Below are 22,494 nucleotides of genomic sequence, written 5' to 3' on the forward strand. Positions count from 1 at the left end.
AGACGCCTGCCTCCCGTGTCGCCGCTCTCGACCGTCTCGTCTAACGCTTTTCTTGCCGGGGTTTCCCCTCAAGAGCAGTCGTTGAGGCTTAGCCGCCGAATTCCGGGTCCTGGAAACGCAAGAAAGGCAAATATCAATGGCACTTTACGAACACGTGTTCCTGGCCCGCCAGGACATCACGGCGCAGCAGGTTGACGGCATCGTCGAGCAGTACAAGGGACTGATCGAAGAGCATGGCGGCAAGGTTGGCCGTATCGAGAACTGGGGCCTGAAGTCCCTCACCTACCGCATCCGCAAGAACCGCAAGGCGCATTACGCGCTGATGGACATCGACGCGCCGGCTGCCGCGATCCACGAGATGGAACGCCAGATGCGCATCAACGAGGACATCCTGCGCTACATGACCGTCAAGGTCGAGGCGCATGAGGAAGGCCCGTCGGCGATGATGCAGAAGCGCGACCGCGACGACCGTCCGCGCCGCGACGGCGGCCGCGACAACCGCGGTGATCGTGGCGACCGCGGCGATCGCCGTCCGCGCAGCTGATTGCGAGATTTAAGGAGTTTTTATCATGGTAGCTATCGCCTCCATCCCGACGCGTCGTCCGTTCAACCGTCGTCGCAAGACCTGCCCCTTCTCCGGCGCCAACGCTCCGAAGATCGACTACAAGGACGTTCGTCTCCTCCAGCGCTACATTTCCGAGCGCGGCAAGATCGTTCCGTCCCGCATCACGGCCGTCAGCCAGAAGAAGCAGCGTGAACTCGCCCGCGCCATCAAGCGCGCCCGCTTCCTCGGCCTCCTGCCCTACGTCGTTTCGTAAGGCGTTTCGGCCGCAAGGCGCGATTTCGGAGAAGGCGCATTTGGCGGCTTCTCCGGCAAAAGGCTCCGGCGCGGTGGGCGCGCAGCAGCCGAAGAATTGAACCCAGGTTGGGAAACGCGATTTCCCTAACTGCTTGGACAAGCAGGACAGCGAGATGAAAACACTCAATGCAAAGACATTGCTGATTGGCGCGCTTGCCGGCGTTGCGGGCTTCATGCTGGCCTACGCGGCGAGTTTCAATGCGCTGTTTTCAACGCTGCTGTCCGCCGCCTCCGCGCTTCCCATCCTGATTGCCGGCCTCGGCTGGGGCAATTTTGCCGCTATCGTCGCGATCATCGTCGCCGGCGGTCTCGGCGCGACCATCGTCTCGCCCTTCTTCGCGCTCTATACGCTTGCCATCACGCTGGTGCCCGCCGGCTGGCTCAGCCATCTCGGCAATCTGGCCCGCCCGGCAAGCGAGATCGGCGGCCCGGAAGGCCTGACGGCCTGGTATCCGCTCTCCGATATCCTGATGCATCTGTGCGCCGTCATCACGCTGGCGCTGATCGTTCTCGGCTTTGCCGCCGGCTACGGACCGGATGCGACGGGCGAACTGATCGACGCCTTCATGCAGGCCCTGACGATGCAGAACCCGGACCTTGCCGCCGACGCGGCGCTGGTCGCGCAGTTCAAGTCGATGTTCGTGGTCATGCTGCCGATCGTCCAGGGCGCAACCTCGGTCATCCTGCTGTTCGTCGCCTATCATTTCTCCGCACGGATCGCGATTTCCTCGGGGCTGACGAACCGCCCGCGCGAAGACGTGGCCAAATCGCTGCGCATGCATCGCAATGCGATCTTCGTGTTTCTCGCGGCGCTGGTCGCGACCTTTTTCGGCGGAACGATCGGCCTCATCGGCGCGGCCTGCCTCGGCGCGTTCGGCGGCGGTTTTCTGCTCGCCGGCCTTGCCCGCATGCATCTTGCCGCGCGGGGCCAGAGCTGGGGCGTGCCGGTCATCATCCTCTCCTATCTTTCGCTGATTTTCACCTTCCCGGCCCTGATCTTCGTGGTGATGGGCCTTCTTGACACGCGGCGGGCCATTGCGCTCTCACCGGGCGCAACCCCGCCGGACGATGACAATGACGACGACACTGAAAGGAAAAACCCATGGACGTAATCCTGCTTGAACGCATCGCCAAGCTTGGCCAGATGGGCGAAACCGTCAAGGTTCGCGATGGCTATGCCCGTAACTACCTGCTGCCGACCGGTCGCGCGCTGCGCGCCAACGCCGCCAACAAGGCCCGTTTCGAAGCCGAGCGCGCCGTGCTCGAAGCCCGCAACCTCGAGCGCCGCAACGAAGCCCAGAAGATTGCCGACACGCTTGACGGCAAGTCCTTCATCGTTGTCCGTTCCGCCGGCGAAACCGGCCAGCTCTACGGTTCGGTCGCAACCCGCGACATCGTCGAGATCCTCGGCGATGAAGGCTTCAAGATCTCCCGCAACCAGGTGGTTCTCAACCACCCGATCAAGACGGTTGGTCTGCACAAGGTCGAAATCCAGCTCCACGCCGAAGTCTATGTCACGGTCGAGCTGAACGTCGCCCGCACCGCCGAAGAGGCCGAACGTCAGCTCCATGGCGAAGACCTCACCTCCGCCGACGCCATCTACGGCGTTGACGAGGACGCGCTGCGGCCGGAAGACTTCTTCAACCCGGATGCCGACTACGACCTCGATGACGAGGACGAAGCCGAAGAAGCCGAAGCCTCTGGCGAGGAAGAAGGCGAAGAGGAAGACAAGAACGCCTGATCGGCGTCTTGACGCTTCGGATGTCAATGGCCCGGCCTTCCGCAAAGGAGGCCGGGCTTTTCTGTGGTATCATGTCCTTTCACACATCCGAATCATGTCAAGGTCGACGGCCTGTTTTCGCCTCGTCCGCTTTTGTCTGGCCCTGCGCCCTGTGGATTGCGGGCAAGACCGGAGAATGTGATCGCGATGACGGTGAGCGGGTGCGGTTGATCCGCTAGTGATAGTTTGCCAAGCCAGTCCCAGGACACCTAGAAAAGACCGATCATGAATGACATCGCGCCTTCCCTTTCCTTCCAGACGCCTGGCGCCCAGCAGGCGCGCGAGGCCCCGAACAATCTGGAAGTCGAGCAGGCTTTGCTCGGCGCGATTCTCGTCAACAACAGCGCCTTCTACCGCGTTTCGGACTTTCTGAAGCCGGAGCATTTCTACGAGCCGCTGCATCGCAAGATCTACGAGCTTGCGGGCGATACGATCCGCATGGACAAGATCGCCAACACGATCACGCTGAAGACGCATTTGCCCGGTGACGTGAAGGTCGGCGACCTGACGATTGCGCAATATCTCGCCCGTCTTGCGGCAGAAGCCGTGACCATCATCAATGCCGAGGACTATGGCCGCACGATCTACGATCTGGCGATCAGACGTCAGTTGATCGAAATCGGCGAAGAGGTGGTCAACACAGCCTATCATGCGCCCATCGACCTGCCGCCGTCCGAGCAGATCGAGGATACCGAGCGCAAGCTGTTCGCGCTGGCCGAGACCGGCCGCTATGAAGGCGGCTTCCAGTCGTTTGAAAACGCGGTGACGATCGCCATCGACATGGCCAGCAAGGCGTTCGAGAGCGACGGCCATCTTTCCGGCATCTCCACCGGCCTCAACACGCTCGACGCCAAGATGGGCGGCCTGCAGCGCTCCGACCTGATCATCCTTGCCGGGCGTCCGGGCATGGGCAAGACCTCGCTCGCCACCAATATTGCCTGGAACGTCGCCTCCGCCTACGAGCCGGAAGTCCTGCCCGACGGCACGATCGAGGCCAAACAGGGCGGCGTCGTTGCCTTCTATTCGCTTGAAATGTCCGGCGAACAGCTCGCCACCCGTATCATTTCCGAGCAAACGGAAGTCTCGTCGTCGAAAATCCGGCGCGGCGACATCACCGAGGCCGATTTCGACAAGCTGGTGGCCTGTTCGCAGACCATGCAAAAAGTGCCGCTTTATATCGACCAGACCGGCGGCATCTCCATCGCCCAGCTGTCCGCCCGCGCCCGCCGCCTCAAGCGGCAGCGCGGCCTTGACCTTCTCGTGGTCGACTATGTGCAGCTGATGACGGGTTCCAAGAAATCCGGCGAGAACCGCGTGCAGGAGGTGACCGAAATCACCACCGGGCTGAAGGCGCTGGCCAAGGAGCTGAACGTTCCGATCATCGCGCTTTCCCAGCTCTCCCGCCAGGTGGAAAACCGCGACGACAAGCGGCCGCAGCTCTCCGACCTTCGCGAATCGGGTTCGATCGAGCAGGACGCGGACGTGGTGTTGTTCGTTTACCGCGAAGAGTATTATGTCCAGAACCTCGAGCCGCGCGATCCCGATGACCCGGCTTACGACGAGTGGAAGATGAAATACGAGAAGGTGCGCGGTACCGCCGACGTCATCATCGCCAAGCAGCGTCACGGCCCGACGGGCACCGCCAATCTTGCCTTCCAGGCCGCCTATACGCGCTTTGCGGATCTTGCCGATCCCTCCTATTCAAGTTTCGACGATTAGGCATGGGCGAGATGGCGTGAACGCGCTATGATTGCCGAAATTTTGCAACAAACGGCGATTTCATGTCTGATATTTCGAACGATCCCAACGAAGAACCGCTTCAGGAGGGGGAAATCCCCTTCTCGGCGGCCCCTGCCCGGCTGACCGTCGATCTCGGCGCCATCGTCGAAAACTGGAAGACCATGCGAACGCTTTCCGGCAGCGCCCGGACAGCGGCCGTTGTCAAGGCCGACGGCTACGGTCTCGGGATCGAGGATGTCGGCGAGGCGCTTTACGGCGCGGGCGCTGCCGACTTTTTCGTCGCCGTGCCGGAGGAAGGCGAGACGCTCAGGCGGTTCGCGCCGAACGCACGGATCTTCGTGCTTTCCGGCATATGGCCCGGCACGGAAGAGGTCTTCTTCGAAAACGATCTCGTGCCGGTTCTTGCGAGCACGGAGCAGCTCTCCTTCTTCTTCGCCGCGGTGGCCGAATATGGCGACTATCCCTGCGCGCTTCAGGTCGACACCGGTTTCAACCGCCTCGGCCTCACCGTGGAGGAAGCGCTGGCGCTTGCCGGAGACGTCTCGCGCCCGGCCAGTTTCGAACCGGTTCTCATCCTGTCGCACCTTGCCTGCGGCGACGATCCGGCCTCGCCGATGAACAAGACGCAGCGCGAATGGTTCCGCATCGCCGCCTCCGCCTTCGAGGGCGTCGAGGCGAGCCTTTCGGCCTCTGCCGGCATCTTCCTCGGCCCGGATTATCATTTCGATCTCACCCGTCCCGGGATCGCGCTTTATGGCGGCGATTCGCAGCCGGGGACGGCGCGGCGTCTGAAGCCGGCAGCAACGGCGGAGGCGCGCATCGTCCAGATACGCAATGCCCGGGCGGGCGAAACCGTAAGCTATGGCGCGACCTGCAGGCTTGCCCGCGACAGCCGGCTCGCCATTGCCGCCGCTGGCTATGCCGATGGCTATCACCGATCGCTTTCGGGGGCGGGCGCGCCGCTGCGCGATGCCGTCAACCCCGGCGGATTCGGCTTCATTGCCGGGCGCAAGGTGCCGATTGCCGGGCGGATCACCATGGACATGACCATCTACGACGTGACCGATGTGCCGGAGAGCGACATCAGGATCGGCGACTATATCGAGCTGATCGGGCCCAATCTTGCGCTCGACGAGGCGGCGACGGCGGCCGGAACGATCGGCTATGAATTGCTCACCTCCCTTGGCTTGCGTTACCGTCGCCGCTATATCCAGCCGGACTGACGCTTTTTCCGACAAAGAAGAGACCTTGGCCAAACAGAAGACCCAGTTCATCTGCCAGAATTGCGGCAGCATCCATGCCCGCTGGGCGGGGCGATGCGATGCCTGCGGCGCCTGGAACACGATCGTCGAGGAAAACCCCTCCGCCGGCATCGGCGGCGGCCCGGCCCGCGCGCCGAAGAAAGGCCGCCCGGTTGCCCTCGTCAAGCTTGACGGGGAAAGCGAGGAGGCCCCGCGCATCGCCAGCCGCATGGCCGAACTCGACCGGGTCACCGGCGGCGGCTTCGTCCGCGGCTCGGCGGTTCTGGTCGGTGGCGACCCCGGTATCGGCAAATCGACGATCCTGATGCAGGCGGCTGCAGCCCTTGCCCGGCAGAACCAGCGGGTGATCTACGTCTCGGGCGAGGAGGCGATCGCCCAGGTCCGGCTTCGCGCCCGGCGCCTCGGCGCGGCGGATACCGAGGTTCTGCTTGCGGCGGAGACCAATGTCGAGGACATTCTGGCGACGCTTGCCGAAGGGCCCCGCCCCGATCTCGTCATCGTCGATTCGATCCAGACGCTGTGGTCGGATCAGGCGGAAGCCGCGCCCGGCACGGTAACCCAGGTGCGCACCGGCGTGCAGGCGATGATCCGTTTCGCCAAGCAGACGGGCACGGCCATGGTGCTGGTCGGCCACGTCACCAAGGAAGGCCAGATCGCAGGGCCCCGCGTGGTCGAGCACATGGTCGACGCGGTGCTCTATTTCGAAGGCGAGCGCGGTCATCACTACCGCATCCTGAGAACGGTGAAGAACCGCTTCGGCCCGACCGACGAGATCGGCGTGTTCGAAATGGGCGACACCGGCCTTCGCGAGGTTGCCAATCCGTCCGAACTGTTTTTGGGCGAGCGCAACGACAAGGCGCCGGGAGCCGCGGTCTTCGCGGGCATGGAGGGCACGCGGCCGGTCCTGGTCGAGGTGCAGGCGCTTGTGGCGCCGACGTCCCTCGGCACGCCGCGCCGCGCCGTCGTCGGCTGGGATTCGGCCAGGCTTTCGATGATCCTGGCGGTGCTCGAGGCCCATTGCGGCGTCCGGCTCGGCAATCACGATGTCTACCTCAACATTGCCGGCGGCTACCGCGTCACCGAGCCTGCAGCAGACCTTGCGGTTGCAGCCGCGCTGATTTCCTCGCTCGCCGGACTTGCTCTCCCGCCCGATTGTGTCTATTTCGGCGAGGTCAGTCTTTCCGGAGCGATCCGGCCGGTGACCCATGCCGCGCAACGGCTGAAGGAAGCCTCCAAGCTCGGTTTTTCGCGCGCCGTGCTGCCTTCGGGTTCGGCGGAAATTGCGCCGGGCAACGCAAACGGGCTAAAAGGACTTGAAGCGCTGCCTGAACTCGTGGCCGATATCGCGGGCATGAAGCCGGAGACCGCAGCGGATGACAGCGATTGAGGCGCCGACGGGCGCGACGGCCATGTGTGTGTGCGGCCACGACAAGCGGAGCAATGAATGCCAGTAACCCTGTTCGATCTGATTGTCCTCGGCGTTGTTCTGTTTTCGGCCCTTCTTGCCATGGTGCGCGGCTTTTCCCGCGAAGTTCTCTCGCTTCTCGCCTGGGGGCTTTCTGCGGCGATCGCCTATGTCGGCTATCCCTTCCTCGCGCCGACATTCGAAGGATTTCTGGACGATTCGCGCATGTCGATGGCCGGCGCCTTCGCGGTCATCTTTCTGATCGCGCTTGTGCTTCTTTCGCTGGTGACCACGCGATTTGCGGATTATATTATCGACAGCCGCGCCGGCGTGCTTGACCGGTCGCTCGGTTTCGTCTTTGGCCTAGTGCGCGGCGTGCTTATTCTTGCGGTGGCCGTGGCGTTCTGGAACTGGCTGGTCGGCGATGCCCAGAGCCCCGACTGGATCCGCAACGCCAAGTCGAAGCCCGCGCTCGACATGCTTGCCGCGAAGCTGGAATCCTATCTGCCCGGCGGCGGGGAGATTGAGAGTTCGCTTGAGCGCGATGAAACGCGGCTTCTGGCAATGATCGACGGTAACGCCATTTTGAAGTTCCGGCCGGATGTCCGGCCTATCTGATATCTCTAGTACTGTCTGGATGAACCTGCTTTCGGACGAGCCCTGCCCCAGCCATTTCCGGATCACGCGATGACCAGTTTTGACGACCATGACGATTTCAGCCTTGACGACGATACGCTGCATGAGGAATGCGGCGTCTTCGGCATTCTTGGCCATCCCGATGCGGCGGCGCTGACTGCTCTCGGCCTGCACGCGCTGCAGCATCGCGGCCAGGAAGCGGCCGGCATCGTCTCCTATGACGGCCAGCAGTTCCGCTCGGAGCGCCATCTCGGGCTCGTCGGCGACCACTACACCGACCCGGCCATGCTGGAGAGCCTGAAGGGCTCGATGGCCATGGGCCATGTGCGCTATTCCACGACCGGCGGAACGGTGCTGCGCAATGTCCAGCCGTTGTTCGCCGAACTCGGCGTCGGCGGTATCGCCATTGCCCATAACGGCAATTTCACCAACGGCCTGTTCATGCGCCGCAAGCTGATCTCCGACGGCGCGATCTGTCAGTCGACCTCCGATACCGAGGTCGTGCTGCACCTGATCGCCCGCTCGCGCGCCAAGACCTCGTCCGACCGCTTCATCGACGCCATCGGCCAGATGGAAGGCGGCTATTCGATGATCGCGATGACCCGCACCAAGCTGATCGCGGCGCGCGACCCGACCGGCATTCGCCCGCTGGTGATGGGCGAATTGAACGGCAAGCCGATCTTCTGTTCGGAAACCTGCGCGCTCGACATTATCGGCGCCAAGTTCATCCGCGACGTCGAAAACGGCGAAGTCGTCATCTGCGAGCTGCAGCCCGACGGGACGGTCTCGATCGACAGCCGCAAGCCTGCGCTGAAACAGCCGGAACGGCTCTGCCTGTTTGAATATGTTTATTTCGCCCGCCCCGATTCCATCGTCGGCGGCCGCAATGTCTACCAGACGCGCAAGAATATGGGCGTCAATCTTGCGCAGGAGGCTCCGGTTGAAGCCGACGTGGTCGTGCCGGTTCCCGATGGCGGCACGCCGGCGGCGATCGGCTATGCGCAGGAAAGCGGCATTCCCTTCGAGCTCGGCATCATCCGCAACCACTATGTGGGCCGCACCTTCATCGAGCCGACGCAACATATCCGCGCCTTTGGCGTCAAGCTGAAGCATTCGGCGAACAAGGCGGTGATTGCCGGCGCGCGGGTGGTGCTGATCGACGATTCCATCGTGCGGGGCACGACCTCGGTGAAGATCGTGCAGATGCTGCGCGAGGCCGGGGCAAAAGAGGTGCATATCCGCGTCGCCAGCCCGATGATCTATCATTCCGACTTCTACGGCATCGACACGCCCGACCGCGACAAGCTTCTGGCAAACAATCACGAGACGCTTGCCGACATGTGCAAGTTCATCGGCGCGGATTCGCTGCAGTTTCTCTCGATTGACGGGCTCTACATGGCCGTCGGCGGCGAGAAGCGCAACAATGCCCTGCCGCAGTTCACCGACCACCAGTTCACCGGGGACTATCCGACCCGCCTGCTCGACAAGGAGCATGAGGGCGAGTTTTCCAAGATCGAGCTTCTGGCCGGCAACGGCTGAAGCCTGAACACGTCCGGAGACAACATCATGAGCAAGTCACTCGAAGGCCGGCTGGCGGTCGTCACCGGCGCGTCGCGCGGCATCGGCTATTTCACCGCGCTGGCCCTGGCGAAAGAAGGCGCGCATGTGATCGCCTGCGCGCGCACCGTCGGCGGGCTCGAGGAACTCGACGACGCGATCAAGGCCGACGGCAACGGCTCGGCGACGCTGGTGCCGATGGACCTTGCCGATATGGGCGCGATCGACAGGCTCGGCGGCTCGATCTTCACCCGCTGGGGCAAGCTCGACATCATGGTCGCCAATGCCGCCGTCCTCGGCGTCGTCTCGCCGCTCGCCCATCTGGAAGCCAAGGTGTTCGAACAGGTGATGAATGTGAACGTGACGGCGACCTGGCGGCTGATTCGTTCGCTCGAGCCGCTCCTGCTGCAATCTGATGCCGGGCGCGCGGTGCTGATCTCCTCGGGCGTTGCCCACACCTGCCGCCCCTTCTGGGGCGCCTATGCCGCCTCCAAGGCCGCCGTCGAGGCTCTGGGGCGCACCTGGGCTGCGGAAACAGCGCACACCGCAATCAAGGTGACGAATTTCGATCCCGGCCGCACCCGCACCGCCATGCGCGCGCAGGCGGCTCCCGGCGAGGACCCGATGACGCTGCCGCATCCAAGCGAAGTGGCTGAAAAGATCGTGCCGCTGGTCAGCCCCGATTTTCAGGAGAGCGGCAGGCTTTTCGTTTCGCGGGAAGACCGGCTGAAGGATTATCGCCTGCCGGAATAGGCACGGCAGGGAGGAACAACATGGCGCAATGGCTGAACGAACCGGCTGAATGGTCCGAGGAGAACGGAACGCTGGAACTGGTGACCGACAAGGCCACCGATTTCTGGCGCAACACCTTCTACGGCTTTACTCGCGACAGTGGCCATGCCCTGCTTGAGCCGGTATCCGGCGATTTTTCCGCCAGCGCAACCGTGACGGCCGACTACGAGACGCTCTACGATCAGGCGGGCCTGATCCTCAGGATCGACGAGACCCACTGGATCAAGGCGGGCATCGAGTTCACGGACGGACTGATGCATTTTTCCACTGTCGTCACCCGCGACGTCTCGGACTGGTCGGTCATCCCGCTCAACGACGCAGACCCGCAGACGCCGGTCTCGATCCGGATCACCCGTCATGATGATGCTGTGCGGGTGCAGTTCCATCTCGGCGACGGCCACTGGCAGATGGCGCGGCTTTGCCCCTTCCCCGCTTCGGACGCCCAGATTGGCATGACGGCCTGCACGCCGGAACGGGCCGGACTGAGGGTCAGATTTTCGGGATTTTCTGTCGGCGCTCCGATCTCGCGCGAACTGCACTGAGCGGATCAGGCCCTTCTCAGGCGCCACATCAGACCGACGCAGACAGCCAGCAAGGCGCCGCCGCAAAGGCTGACAGCGCCAAAGCCGATGCCGGCGTAGACCGTGCTCATCAAAAGCGGCCCGAAAAACACGGCGATATAAGTCGCAGTCGTATTGAGCCCGATCAGGGTTCCGCGCGCCGCAGGCTTGCGCTCGGCCAGAAGCAGGACGGTGAGGTTCAGGCCGAAATGGTTGAAGATGCCGAGGAGGAAAGTTACCGCCAGCGATGTCCAATAGGCCTCGGTCGCGGGATAGAGCAGCAAATAGAGCAATCCCGACCCGGCAAGCAGGAAGGGAAACAGCCTTGCCGGGCCAACCCGATCGACATGGCGCGCCATCGCGCCGCCAACGCCGAAGCCGAACCCGTAGGCCATGACGGCGAGACTTGCGGCGGCGGCGCCGATGCCGAGCGTCTCGCGTATTCTCAGACCGAGAAGCGCATAGGTGCCGTAAAACACCGTCATGAACAGCAGTCCGGCCACGAGCAGGCTGGCAACCCCCGGCACGCTGATCGCCTCGCGACGGCTGAAGACCTTGCCGCCCGCCTGAGGCCGCTCGCTGTCGCCGGTCAGCGCAAAAACGAGGCTTGTCAGAAGGGCGAGAGCAGCGAGCGCGCCGTATGCGATCCGCCAGTCCAAGACATCGCTCAGCATGGCGGAAAGCGGCACCCCGACAATCAGCGACAGGGACCATCCGGACAGGACGATGCCGAAACTGCGCGCGCCCTCGCCTCTCGGAGCCGAGCGCACGGCCTGCGAATAGACGGCAGGCAGAAGCACGCCGGTGGCCAGACCTGCAAGCCCCTGGAAGAAGGCAAGCGCCTGCCACACCGGGCTCGCGGCGGAGCCGGCAAAGCCGGCGGCGATCAAAGCTGCGGCGGCCGCGAGCACGGCCCGCATGGGGTAGCGGTCAATCAGGCCGGAGAGAAAGAAGGCCGAGAAGGCCGCCGCCGCCCCGAATGCCGAAATCGCCCGCGTCACCGCGACCGGCTCCGCCTCCAACGTCCGCGCCACGTCGCCAAGGATCGGCCCGAGAACAAAGGAGTTCGCACCGATCAGGAACACGCCGACGACCAGCGCCGGCAGCCGCAAGCGTTCAAGGAGGGAAGATTGCACGGGAAAACCTATGGGCAGTGATTCACTTCAAGCCATTATCAGCGTTCACCGGCAACAATCAACCGCGGCTCTCACGCCTGCTGTTTGGCGATCCAGTCGTGATCCGGATGGTTCTTGAAGCGCCATTTGCGCATCGGCCCGGCCATGACGTTCAGATAATACATCTCATAGCCATGCGGCGCGCCGCAGGGATGATGGCCCTTCGGCACCAGCACGACCTCGCCGTCATGCACCGCCATGGTCTCGTCCAGTTCGCCATCCTCGGTGAAGACCCGCTGGAAACCGAATCCCTGGGCGGGATTGAGGCGGTGATAATAGGTCTCCTCCAGATAGGTCATGTTGGGATAATTGTCCTCGTCGTGCCGATGCGGCGGATAGGAAGACCAGTTGCCGGCGGGCGTGAACACTTCGGTTACCAGAAGACTGTCGGCAATATCACGGTCTTCCATCGCGATGGGATGGATATAACGGGTGTTTGCGCCCTTGCCGCGCTCTTCCAGCCCGATATTGTCGATCACCTGCGCCTTGTGGCCGCCCTTGCCCGGAGCCGAGCAGACGGCGAGCGTGCAGTGCGTTTCGGCCCTCGCCGACCATTCTGCATGGTCCGGCACATAGACCGCGGCCGGTTTCTCACGCTCGAACACGTTCATGCGTTTGCCGAGCGTGCCGAAGTCCTCGCCGGCCCCGGAGATCGCGGCCCTGCCCTCGACGAGCACGAGAATGACCTCGCGGTCTTCCGTCTTTTCCGAGACGGTCTCTCCGGCGGAAAGGCGATAGAGCCCGAATCCGACATAGCCCCAGCCGGCGCTTTCGGGCGTGATGTCGTGAACCTTGCCATGGGTTCCGTTCGGCTTGACCAGCAATCGGCTCATCTCGGTTCTCCTCGTCTTTTCTCTACTTCAGTCCGGCTTCCTCAGCCGCCGCCTTCAGCGCCTTCAGACCCATGCTCTGATATTTGAACGGGTTGCGCACGGCGGGGTCCTGCTCGGCCTCGATCACGATCCAGCCGGAATAGCCGTGCTCCGCGGCAATCTTCAGCACCGGCGTGAAATTGATAATCCCCTCCTCGTCGCCAGGCACGGTAAAGACACCACGCCGCACGCCTTCCAGAAAGCTCAGGCCTTCATCCCACACCTGCCGCATGATTTCACCGCGAACATTCTTGGCGTGAATATGACGGACTCGGCCCATATGGCGGCGGGCGAGCGCCACCGGGTCGCCGCCGCCGAAGGTCGCGTGGCCGGTGTCGAGCAGAAGATGCACATCGGGACCCGTCAGCGCCATCAGCCGGTCGATTTCAGATTCACTCTGAACGATCGTGCCCATATGATGGTGATAGACGAGCGCGATGCCATGCTCGGCGCAATAGGCCCCGATCGCATCGAGCTTTTCGGCAAAACCCTCCCAGGCCGCATCGTCCAGCACGGGTCGGCTGTTCAGGGCTGCGCCGTCGTTGCCGTGAATGGCGTTCGATGTCTCGCAGACGATGCAGACTGTTGAGCCCTGCGATTTCAGCAAATCGAGGTGCGGGCGGATCGCGGACTTCTCGTCTTCGACCGAATGCGCAAGCAGGTTCAGCGAATGCCAGCCCGAGACGAATTTGAGGCCGTGGGCTGCGAGTACAGCCGAGAGCGCTTCCGGTTCGGTCGGAAACTTGTGGCCCTTCTCAATGCCGTCAAAGCCGATCTCGGCGGTCTCGGACAGGCAGGTTTCAAGCGGGATGTCAGCGCCGAGGCTCTGGTCGTCATCATTCGACCAGGCGATCGGATTGGTTCCGAAGAGGATCATGATTTCACCCTTTCAAAGGCAAAAGGAACTCAGTCAAAGGCCCGCTGGCGGGCGCGGTCCTTCAGATAATTTTCGCGCGCCGCATTCACTTGCGTGCGCTCGGAGACCTCGGGGACCGCGACATCCCACCAGTTGCCGCCGGCTTCCGTGGTGATCATCGGATCGGTGTCGATGACGATGACGTGGCTGCGGTCGCTGGTCCTCGCGCGCTTCAGCGCTTCCTCCAGCGGCTCGATGCCATCGACCTTCTCAGCGATCGCGCCAAGGGCTCTCGCATGGGCGGCAAAGTCGATGTCGGACGGCACGACGTGGCGGGCGGTATCGATCAGATTGTTGAAGCTCTCGCCGCCGGTCGCGCGCTGAAGCCGGTTGATGCAGCCGAAACCACGATTGTCGAGCACCACGACGGTGATCTTGTGACCGAGCATGACGGAGGTCGCGAGTTCGGAATTTGCCATCAGATAGGAGCCGTCGCCGAGCATGACGATCACGTCCCGTTCCGGCAGCGCCATCTTGACGCCAAGCCCGCCAGCGATCTCGTAACCCATGCAGGAATAGCCATAGTCGAGGTGGTAGCCATTGGGTCGTTCGGCCTGCCACAGCTTGTGCAGCTCGCCCGGAAGTCCGCCGGAAGCGCAGACCACAATCGCATCCTCACCGCTCTGGCGCTGGACTGCGCCGATCACATGCCCGTCGCTCGGCAACGCATTGCCGGACGGCGCATCGGTGGCGGCCGCGACCGAGGCCATCCAGGTTCTCTTCAGCGCGGGATCGACGGCCGGCGCCTGATGCCCGCCAAGCTTCTCGCCCAGCATCTCCAGAGCCACCCGGGCATCGGAAACCAGCGGCAGGGCATCATGCTTGTAACTGTCGAAGGCCGTGACGTTGATCGCCAGAATGCGCCGTGCCGGGTTCTGGAACACCGACCACGAACCGGTGGTGAAATCCTGAAACCGCGTGCCAAGCCCGATCACCAGATCGGCCTCTGCGGCAATTGCGTTGGCAGCCGACGCGCCGGTGACTCCGATCGAGCCGAGGTTGAGCGGATGGCTGGCGGGAAGCGAGGACTTGCCGGCCTGCGTTTCGGCAACCGGGATATTGTGCTTTTCGGCAAAGCTTTTCAGCGCCTCCGTCGCGCCGGAATAGAGCACACCGCCGCCCGCCACGATCAGAGGCCGTTTAGCAGACCTGATGGCGTCAACCGCCCGCATCAATGCACCTGCATCCGGCGCCGGGCGACGTTGATGCCAGATCTTTTCGGCAAAGAAGCTCTCCGGCCAGTCGAAGGCTTCCGCCTGAACATCCTGGCAGAAGGAGAGCGTGACTGGGCCGCAGCGTTCGGGATCCGTCAGTGTCGACAGCGCGCGCGGCAGCGCGGTCAGCAACTGTTCGGGCCGCGTGATCCGGTCGAAATAGCGGCTGACGGGCCGGAAGCAGTCATTGGCGGAAACCGTCGCGTCGTCAAAATCCTCGACCTGCTGCAGCACCGGATCAGGCGCGCGGCTGGCGAAGACATCGCCGGGGATCAGCAAAACCGGCAGGCGGTTCACATGGGCGAGCGCGCAGGCTGTCACCATATTGGTCGCACCGGGACCGATCGAGGTTGTCACCGCCATGGCCTGCCGGCGGTTCTTCGCCTTGGCATAGGCGATTGCGGCATGGGCCATGGTCTGTTCGTTATGGCCGCGCCAGGTTGGAAAACTGTCGCGAACGCCATAAAGCGCCTCGCCGAGGGCCGCGACATTACCATGGCCGAATATCGCCCAGCACCCGGGAATGACGGGATCGCCGTCCTCGTTCTTCTGCGCGATCAGATAGCGCACCAGCGCCTGTGCGGCGGTCAAGCGGATCGTTTTCATCAAAACGCCTCGTCTCTTTCATGCTGTCCAGCAGCCTGCCGGGCCTCGTCCCAATAGCGGCAAAAGCTGCGGTATTTTTCTGTCATCTCGGCGACGGCCTCGTCATCGCTTATTGTACCCGAAAGCCAGGCACGAGCCGCATCGGCGAAGATCGAGCGACCGACGGCGAAACCCTTGACCAGCGGGAAGCGCGCGGCCTCGGCAAAGCTTGCCGCCAATTCCTCTTCCGGCGCGTCGAGCCCCAGCACGACGATGCCGCGCGTGTGGCGGTCATGGCGCTCGATTGCCGCGCACACATTGGCCCATGCGGATTTCGAGGTCAGCGGCTCCAGCTTCCACCAGTCGGGATAGATGCCGATCTCGTAAAGACGCTCGATCACCCGCGCGGCGCTCATATCATCCGTCTCGCCATGCTTTGATGACACGATTTCCATCAGGAATTCCAGCCGGTTTCGGCGTGCGGCGGCAAAGAGCCGCGTGAGCGTCGCCTCCTGCTCGGCCTTCAGCGCCGCTTCGTCATCGGGGTGATAGAAGCACAGCACCTTGACCACATGTTCGGCCGGCCATTCGGCAAGCCCGCCCATGTCCTCTCCAAGCTCCGGCTCGAGCGTGAGCGGGCGCGAACCGGGCCATTCCGTCGGCCGCCCGATCCAGAGACCGGATCCGGCGGCCTTGTAAAGCGATGAACGGCCAATCCGGCTGTCGCAGAGAATGCCGTAGCCCGGCCTGCCGTCGGCCACATCCAGAGCGGCCTTCAGGCAGAGCTCTTTGAACGCGCCCAGCCTTTGGGCCGGAACACCGCATTCCGCGGCCATGTCTTCCAGCTGGATCCGGTGGTCGAAGGCAAAGACCCGCATTTCCGGCCAGTCGCCGTGACGATTGGTCGACCAGTGGAGTTGTTCCAGCGCCTTGTCCTTGCGCAGCGCCAGCGTGGTTGCGCCATGCGCGAGGAAATACTCAAGCTCCGTCAGGCTCGGATAGGCCGGCGTGCAGCCGTGGCGCGAGACGGCAAAGGCGCCGCAGGCATTGGCGATCGTCAGGCTTTCCGCCCAGTCCCGATCCGTCAACCAGCCCTTCAGAAGCCCGGCCATGAAGCCGTCGCCGGCGCCCAGCACATTGAAGACCTCGATGCGGAAGCTCCGGCCCGCAACGCCGCCATCGATATCATCCGGAAGAGCGCCCTCGAAGGCGGAGGCTCCGGCGGCGCCACGCTTCAGCACCAGCGTTGCGTCGCTCACCTTGCGCACATTCTTCAGCGCCTGCAGCGTATCCGTCGTGCCGCCGGCAATGTGGAATTCCTCTTCCGTGCCGACGATGAGATCGAACAGGTGCAGCGTCGACTGAAGCTTGGCGGTGACCTTTTCCGATGCGATGAAGCGGTTCTCACCGTCGCCGTGACCGGAAAGACCCCAGAGGTTTGGCCGATAATCAATGTCCAGCGCCGTGCGCGCGCCATGCTTGCGGGCAAGGTTCAGCGCCTTCAGCACCGCCGCCTCGGTCTGCGGGTTGGAAAGATGCGTGCCGGTGGCAACCAGCGAACGCGAGCGCGCAATCAGCGCCTCGTCGATATCGTCTTCGCAAAGCGCCATGTCGGCGCAGTTCTCACGATAGAAGATCAGCGGAAACTGATCCTCGTCCCGGATGCCCAGGATCACCAGCGCGGAGAGCCGTTGCGGATCGGTGACGACGCCGGTGACGTCTACCCCTTCCCGCTCCAGCTCTTCGCGGATGAAGCGGCCCATATGCTCGTCGCCGACGCGGGTGATCAGGCCGGACTTCAGCCCGAGACGCGCCGCGCCCGTCGCCATATTGGTCGGCGAGCCGCCGAGATATTTCTCGAAGGACAGCATATCTTCCAGCCGACCGCCGACCTGCGCGCCGTAAAGGTCGACCGAGGAACGGCCGATCGTGAGACAATCGAGTTCATGCATGCTCTAGACAGTGCCTCCCAGCGAGGATTCGAGTTCGACAAGTTCGCGCCCGCCCGCCATCAGGTCCTGCAACTGCTCGGCATTGATCTCGCCGCGCTTGGCTGTGCCCAGCGTCTTGCCGTGATTGATGACGGTGAAGCGATCGCCGACGGCAAGCGCATGACGGACATTATGGGTGATGAAGACGACGCCGATGCCCTTCTTGCGCACGGCATCGATGGTGGAAAGCACATTAGCCGTCTGGCGCACGCCGAGCGCCGAGGTCGGCTCGTCAAGGATCAGCACCCGCGCGCCGAAATAGACTGCGCGGGAAATGGCCACCGTCTGCCGCTCGCCGCCTGACAGCGTGCCGACAGCCTGATCGGCCGAGCGCAGATGAATGCCCATCTTCGCCATTTCCTCGACGGTGATGGCGCCCGCCTTTTTGTGGTCGAACACCTTGATCGGGCCGATGCGCCGCTCGGGCTCCCGGCCCATCCAGAAATTGCGGGTCACCGACATCAGCGGGATCATCGCCAGATCCTGATAGACCGTGGCGACGCCTGCGGCCATCGCGTCGCGCGGATCGTTGAAACTGACTTCCTTGCCATCGACAAGGATGCGGCCATAGCTCGGCTTGTGCACGCCCGACATGGTCTTGATGAAGGTGGACTTGCCCGCGCCATTATCGCCAAGGAGGCAATGGCATTCCCCAGCCATCACCGAGAGCGAGACGCCGGCCAGCGCGATCACCGGGCCGAAATGCTTTTCGATTTCCTGAAGTTCGATCAGAGGTGCGCTCATCTCTAGCGTTCTCCCGTGATGCGACGGCGGATATAGGTATTGAGGATGACGGCGAGCAGCAGAATGACGCCGAGGAAGACGCGGAACAGCGAGCTCTCGACGCCCGCGAAGAACAGGCCCTGCTGAACCACGCCGAAGATCAGCGCGCCAAGCGCCGCGCCGATGACGGACCCGTATCCGCCGGTGAGCAGCGCGCCGCCGATGACCACCGAAATGATCGCCTCGAATTCCTTCAAAAGACCGCGGTCAGCGGCTGCCGAGCCGAATTCCATCACCTGGCAGGTGGCGAAGATGGTGGCGCAGAAGGCCGTCAGCATGAACATCAGGATCTTCACCCGGTTAACCGGCACGCCGACATAACGCGCGGCCTGCGCATCGCCGCCAGCGGCAAAGATCCAGTTGCCGAACTTTGTGCGCACCAGCAGGAAATGACCGAGAATGACGAGGATCAGCGCCCACACCATCAGCATGGGGATACCGTCGACAACCGGCTGACCGGCACGGGGGCCGGCGACGAAGGTCGCGATCATGTCGTTGTCTGCAAGCCAGCGGAAAAACCAGCCAAAGACCTTTCCGCCAAAGAGCGAGGCGATGAAATCGCCTTCCGAAGCCTCGCGCACGCCGCCGATAATGGTCTTGCCGGTGGTCGAGATCGCGATGAAGATCGTCAACCCGCGCAGGATGAAGAGAAAAGCCAGCGTGACGATGAAAGACGGCAGGCCGGTGCGGATCACCAGAAAGCCGTTCAGCGCGCCGATGGCGATGGCGACGGCAAAGGCGGTGATGATCGCAAGCCAGGCTGGCCAGCCCCATTGCACCGTCAACAGCGCGATGATGATGCCGGAAAAGCCGATCATCGAGCCGATCGACAGGTCGAACTCGCCCGCGATCATCAAAAGGCAGGCGCCAACGGCTATGATGGCGAACTGCGCCGAGACCGTGCCCCAGTTGATGAAGCCTTCGGCCGAAAACATGCCGCTGTCGCCGGCAATCATGGCAAACAGCACGAAGACGAGAATGGTGCCGCAGATGGAGCCGAGCTCCGGCCTGATCAGCGCCTTGCGCCATCGCGGCACGGGGCGCATGCGCTCCTCGAGGATCAGCTCCTCGATTGGCCGGTGCGGCTTTTGTTCATGGGATTTGGACATCAGATTGTCTCCGCCACGTAGGCAATGGTTTCCCGCGCCGGCGGCGCGTTTTCGCTGCCTGCCGTACCGGGCGTCTCAAGGGACCGGTGGTTGCCGGCCAGGACGCCGCGCGGCAAGTCCGCGCGGCATCGCCATTGTCAAACGTCAGCGATACTGGCCGGCGTATTTCTCGACCAGTTCAATATTGCTGTCGGTGATGAAACCGGGGCCCGAGTTGATCGAGTTGCCCGGCATCACGCCATAGCGGGCGTAATTGGTCAGGATGACCACCGGCAGGTAGCCCTGCAGGTAGGGCTGCTGGTCGATCGCGAAGTTGATCGTGCCGGCCTTGATCGCATCGGCAATGCCGCTCGAAAGGTCGAACGTGCCGAAATAGACCTGACCCGCCTTGCCGGTTTCATCAAGCGCGGCAATGGTCGGCTCGGCCGAGTTGGGGCCGAGCGTCAGGATCGCGCCGGTATCCGGATTGGCATTGAGATAGGCCATCACCTTCGACTTGACTTCGGACGGGTCCATGCCGCTGTCGATCATCTGCTGGCCGAGCTCGACGCCCAGGCCATCGGCAAAGCCCTGGCAACGCTCAACCGAAGCCGGATTGGTGATGTAATGATTGACGCACAGGAAGCTGTCGGCATCCGATTCCTTCTTGGCGCGCTCGCCGGCAAGCTTGCCGGCCATATATTCCGGCTGGCCCACATGCATCATCGCACCGAGCTGCTTGGACTGTTCCTCCGTGCCCGAATTGATGGTGATCACCGGAATGCCCTTGGCCACGGCATCCGAGATCGGCCCCGAAAGAACGTCATAGTCGGCGATCGTGACGATGATGCCGTCCGGATTGGACGCGGCCGCCTGCTGGACGATGCGGCCCATATCGGCAAGGTCGCCGGTCGGCGGGTTGCGATATTCCACTTCGACGTCCATCTGGTCGCCCGCGACATTGATGGCGTTCTTGATCGTGTTCCACCAGCTGTCGCTGTCGGGCGCATGCGAGATCAGCACGAAGCGCTCGCCATCGGCCCAGGCCGCAGCGGGCGCCAGGCTCGTCAGTGCAACGGCCGCGGCCGCCAGCGCAAGAAATCTGCTTTTCATCTTCAAATCCTCCTCCAAGGGGTGAATTCGCCCCGACCTCCTCCCGGCAAGGGCAATATCGAAACGCGAAACCGGTTCGCGCTTCGGAAAGGAATTTAAATTCCATTCTGAGATTATTGCAATATTTATTTTCTATTTTTTCCATTCTCGCGTGCGGCGCCCACGGACACTGCAAGCGAGATCGCCAGCGACAGCGATCCGGAAAGGGCGCGAAACGCCCCGACATCGGGTTCGGCCACATTCAGCGTGGTGGCGCCGAGCTGAACCAGCGGACTGGTGACGTAATCGGTGATGGCGACGAGGCCCGCGCCGCGCGCCCTGCCTGCCTCGGCGATCTCCAGCGTGCGTTCAGTGTAGGGGGCGAAGGTGACGGCCAGAACGGCGTCACCCGGCCGGATGGCATATTCCAGCCCGAGCCCAGCGATCCCAGTATGCAGCATTGCCGGAATGTCCATTTTCTCGAAGGCATAGGCGAGATAGGAGGTCACCGGAAAGGCGCGGCGAAAACCGACGAGGTGGATGGTCTCGGCCTTGGCCAGCATCGCCACGGCCTCGTTCAGCGCTTCCGTCTCGACCGAGGTCAGCAGATTTTCAAGCGACAGCCGGCCGACCTCGACGAATTCGGCGAGCAGTGCCGCCGGGCTGTCGGATCCGTGATCGCGCAGCGACCCGATGCGCGTCGCATAATCCGGCCACTTGCGCGAATAGTCGCTGCGGAACAGACGCTGCATCTGGGAAAAACCCGAAAAGCCCAGCTCCTGGCAGAAGCGCATGAAGGCCGAGGGCTGGACGCCCGCCTCCGCCGAAAGCTCGGCCACCGTCGAGACCGCCACCCGGTCGGGATTGGCGGCAACGAAATCGGCGCATTGCTTCAGCCGCTTCGGAAAGCCCGGTGAGCGCTCCGCGAGACGGGCAAAGAAGGCGTCGATCGTATCGGGCGCATCACTTTCTTGGTTGGGCATGGGCGGCTCCGCTATTGCGCTTGACATATTCCACATTTGGTGTTTTTAGAATTTTTATTCCATTTTCACAAGCGGCACAAGATCGATCGCCGATACGCAATTGCGGGAGGACATATGACTGTATCGATTGCACTTTTGGGCGCAGGACGGATAGGCCGCGTGCACGCGCGCGCCGTCACCTCGGTGGCAGGCGTCCGGCTCGCCGCCATCGCCGACGCAAACGCCAAAGCCGCCGGCGAGATTGCGGCGCTTTACGAGACCGTCGTCTCGACGATCGACGATATCGCCGCCGATGACAATATCGACGCGGTCATCATCGCCACGCCGACCGGCACCCATGCCGACCTGATCGAGACATTTGCCCGCGCCGGCAAGGCGATCTTCTGCGAAAAGCCCGTCGATCTTGATTCGGCCCGCGCGCGCCAGTGCCTTGCCGTGGTCGAGGACACCGGGGCGCGGCTGATGCTTGGCTTCAACCGGCGCTTCGACCCCAACTTCCAGGCGCTGAAGCAGACGATTGCCGACGGCAAGATCGGCAATCCAGAAATGCTGCACATCGTTTCCCGCGACCCCGCCCCGCCGCCGATCTCCTACCTCGCCTCCTCCGGCGGCTTCTTCAAGGACATGACGATCCACGATTTCGACATGAGCCGCTTCCTGCTCGGCGAGGAGATCGAGACCGTGCAGGCCAGCGGCTCGGCGCTGATCGACCCGGAGATCGGCAAGATCGGCGATTACGACAGCGCTTCGACCATCCTCACCACCATTTCCGGCCGCCAGTGCACGATTTCCAACTCGCGCCGGGCCACATTCGGCTACGACCAGCGGATTGAAGTTCTGGGCTCGAAAGGCGCTGTTTCGGCGGAAAACCTGCGGCCCGCGTCGATCGAGCTTGCCACCGCCGAGGGTTTTCTGCGGCCGCCGATCTATGACTTCTTCATGACCCGCTATGTCGACGCCTTTGCCGCCGAAATCCGCAGTTTCGCTGAGAACCTGAAATCGGGCGCGGCGATGTCGCCAAGCGGCGATGACGGTCTAAAGGCGCTGGAGATCGCCGAAGCGGCCGACCTTTCGGCGCGCGAAAAGCGCCTGGTCTATGTTTCGGAGATCCGGGGCTGAGCCTGAAACAAACAGATTGATTGGCGTCTCCGGGTCAGACTGGCGTTCAATCCTCCGGGCGTCACCCTCGGGCTTGACCCGAGGG

At 63.0% G+C, this 22,494-nt stretch carries 21 protein-coding genes; 12 read left to right on the forward strand and 9 right to left on the reverse strand.

The genetic code is table 11. The features are described from left to right. The first annotated feature begins 136 nt into the window (after positions 1–136). The 11 genes from rpsF to FF124_RS14255 all read left to right on the forward strand — a co-directional run bounded on the left by rpsF (position 137) and on the right by FF124_RS14255 (position 10,573). Positions 137–544 (forward strand): 30S ribosomal protein S6, encoded by a 408-nt coding sequence (gene rpsF, locus FF124_RS14205; protein ID WP_138749146.1) that lies wholly within the window; start codon positions 137–139, stop codon positions 542–544. A 25-nt stretch (positions 545–569) separates the two neighbouring features. Further along, complete coding sequence (gene rpsR / locus FF124_RS14210; protein WP_018062978.1) at positions 570–818, forward strand: 30S ribosomal protein S18; 249 nt, start codon at positions 570–572, stop codon at positions 816–818. Positions 819–972: 154 nt separating this feature from the next. Then, positions 973–1,971, forward strand: a complete 999-nt coding sequence (locus FF124_RS14215) for a DUF2232 domain-containing protein (RefSeq protein WP_187326942.1) — start codon at positions 973–975, stop codon at positions 1,969–1,971. After that, on the forward strand, positions 1,962–2,600 hold the full coding sequence (gene rplI / locus FF124_RS14220) for a 50S ribosomal protein L9 (protein ID WP_138749147.1): 639 nt from the start codon (positions 1,962–1,964) through the stop codon (positions 2,598–2,600). Before FF124_RS14215 ends, rplI begins: the two co-directional genes overlap by 10 nt. A gap of 264 nt (positions 2,601–2,864) precedes the next feature. After that, positions 2,865–4,358 carry a replicative DNA helicase gene (locus FF124_RS14225; protein ID WP_138749148.1) on the forward strand — a complete coding sequence of 498 codons (1,494 nt, stop codon included), beginning with the start codon at positions 2,865–2,867 and terminating at the stop codon, positions 4,356–4,358. A gap of 62 nt (positions 4,359–4,420) precedes the next feature. After that, entirely contained in the window at positions 4,421–5,602 is a 1,182-nt protein-coding gene (alr, locus tag FF124_RS14230; protein ID WP_138749149.1) for an alanine racemase, read from the forward strand. Positions 5,603–5,627: 25 nt separating this feature from the next. Next, positions 5,628–7,028 carry a DNA repair protein RadA gene (gene radA, locus FF124_RS14235; protein ID WP_138749150.1) on the forward strand — a complete coding sequence of 467 codons (1,401 nt, stop codon included), beginning with the start codon at positions 5,628–5,630 and terminating at the stop codon, positions 7,026–7,028. A gap of 57 nt (positions 7,029–7,085) precedes the next feature. Continuing rightward, a complete protein-coding gene (locus FF124_RS14240) occupies positions 7,086–7,664 on the forward strand; it encodes a CvpA family protein (protein ID WP_138749151.1) in 579 nt (192 codons plus the stop codon). A 69-nt stretch (positions 7,665–7,733) separates the two neighbouring features. Next, positions 7,734–9,221, forward strand: a complete 1,488-nt coding sequence (gene purF, locus FF124_RS14245; RefSeq protein WP_138749152.1) for an amidophosphoribosyltransferase — start codon at positions 7,734–7,736, stop codon at positions 9,219–9,221. A gap of 27 nt (positions 9,222–9,248) precedes the next feature. Next, positions 9,249–9,992 (forward strand): SDR family NAD(P)-dependent oxidoreductase, encoded by a 744-nt coding sequence (locus tag FF124_RS14250; RefSeq protein ID WP_138749153.1) that lies wholly within the window; start codon positions 9,249–9,251, stop codon positions 9,990–9,992. 20 nt (positions 9,993–10,012) lie between these two features. Beyond that, positions 10,013–10,573 (forward strand): DUF1349 domain-containing protein, encoded by a 561-nt coding sequence (locus FF124_RS14255; protein WP_138749154.1) that lies wholly within the window; start codon positions 10,013–10,015, stop codon positions 10,571–10,573. 5 nt (positions 10,574–10,578) lie between these two features. Here the strand turns inward: FF124_RS14255 and FF124_RS14260 are convergent, their stop codons facing one another. From FF124_RS14260 to FF124_RS14300, 9 genes are all read right to left on the reverse strand, one after another. Further along, the gene (locus FF124_RS14260) at positions 10,579–11,727 is read right to left on the reverse strand and encodes an MFS transporter (protein WP_187326943.1); all 1,149 of its coding nucleotides are present in this window, start codon (positions 11,725–11,727) and stop codon (positions 10,579–10,581) included. Positions 11,728–11,798: 71 nt separating this feature from the next. Continuing rightward, positions 11,799–12,599 carry a 5-deoxy-glucuronate isomerase gene (gene iolB / locus FF124_RS14265; RefSeq protein WP_138749156.1) on the reverse strand — a complete coding sequence of 267 codons (801 nt, stop codon included), beginning with the start codon at positions 12,597–12,599 and terminating at the stop codon, positions 11,799–11,801. 22 nt (positions 12,600–12,621) lie between these two features. Further along, positions 12,622–13,515 (reverse strand): myo-inosose-2 dehydratase, encoded by an 894-nt coding sequence (gene iolE, locus FF124_RS14270; RefSeq protein ID WP_138749157.1) that lies wholly within the window; start codon positions 13,513–13,515, stop codon positions 12,622–12,624. A 29-nt stretch (positions 13,516–13,544) separates the two neighbouring features. Beyond that, positions 13,545–15,374 carry a 3D-(3,5/4)-trihydroxycyclohexane-1,2-dione acylhydrolase (decyclizing) gene (iolD, locus tag FF124_RS14275; protein WP_138749158.1) on the reverse strand — a complete coding sequence of 610 codons (1,830 nt, stop codon included), beginning with the start codon at positions 15,372–15,374 and terminating at the stop codon, positions 13,545–13,547. Next, a complete protein-coding gene (locus tag FF124_RS14280) occupies positions 15,374–17,305 on the reverse strand; it encodes a bifunctional 5-dehydro-2-deoxygluconokinase/5-dehydro-2-deoxyphosphogluconate aldolase (protein ID WP_138749159.1) in 1,932 nt (643 codons plus the stop codon). Before FF124_RS14280 ends, iolD begins: the two co-directional genes overlap by 1 nt. A 3-nt stretch (positions 17,306–17,308) precedes the next feature. Then, positions 17,309–18,088: an ATP-binding cassette domain-containing protein gene (locus tag FF124_RS14285; protein WP_138749160.1), complete on the reverse strand. Its 780-nt coding sequence runs from the start codon at positions 18,086–18,088 to the stop codon at positions 17,309–17,311. Between the two features lie 2 nt (positions 18,089–18,090). Further along, positions 18,091–19,173, reverse strand: coding sequence for an ABC transporter permease (locus FF124_RS14290; protein ID WP_138749222.1), 1,083 nt, complete (start codon positions 19,171–19,173; stop codon positions 18,091–18,093). Positions 19,174–19,380: 207 nt separating this feature from the next. Further along, the gene (locus FF124_RS14295) at positions 19,381–20,328 is read right to left on the reverse strand and encodes a sugar ABC transporter substrate-binding protein (RefSeq protein WP_138749161.1); all 948 of its coding nucleotides are present in this window, start codon (positions 20,326–20,328) and stop codon (positions 19,381–19,383) included. A gap of 125 nt (positions 20,329–20,453) precedes the next feature. Next, positions 20,454–21,290 carry a MurR/RpiR family transcriptional regulator gene (locus tag FF124_RS14300; protein WP_138749162.1) on the reverse strand — a complete coding sequence of 279 codons (837 nt, stop codon included), beginning with the start codon at positions 21,288–21,290 and terminating at the stop codon, positions 20,454–20,456. A 114-nt stretch (positions 21,291–21,404) separates the two neighbouring features. On the opposite strand from FF124_RS14300, the gene iolG reads away from it, so the two are divergent. Further along, positions 21,405–22,409 carry an inositol 2-dehydrogenase gene (gene iolG / locus FF124_RS14305; RefSeq protein WP_138749163.1) on the forward strand — a complete coding sequence of 335 codons (1,005 nt, stop codon included), beginning with the start codon at positions 21,405–21,407 and terminating at the stop codon, positions 22,407–22,409. Positions 22,410–22,494 lie beyond the last annotated feature (85 nt).

Origin of the sequence: Martelella lutilitoris (assembly GCF_005924265.1) — a bacterium.
GTDB classification, from domain to species: domain Bacteria; phylum Pseudomonadota; class Alphaproteobacteria; order Rhizobiales; family Rhizobiaceae; genus Martelella; species Martelella lutilitoris.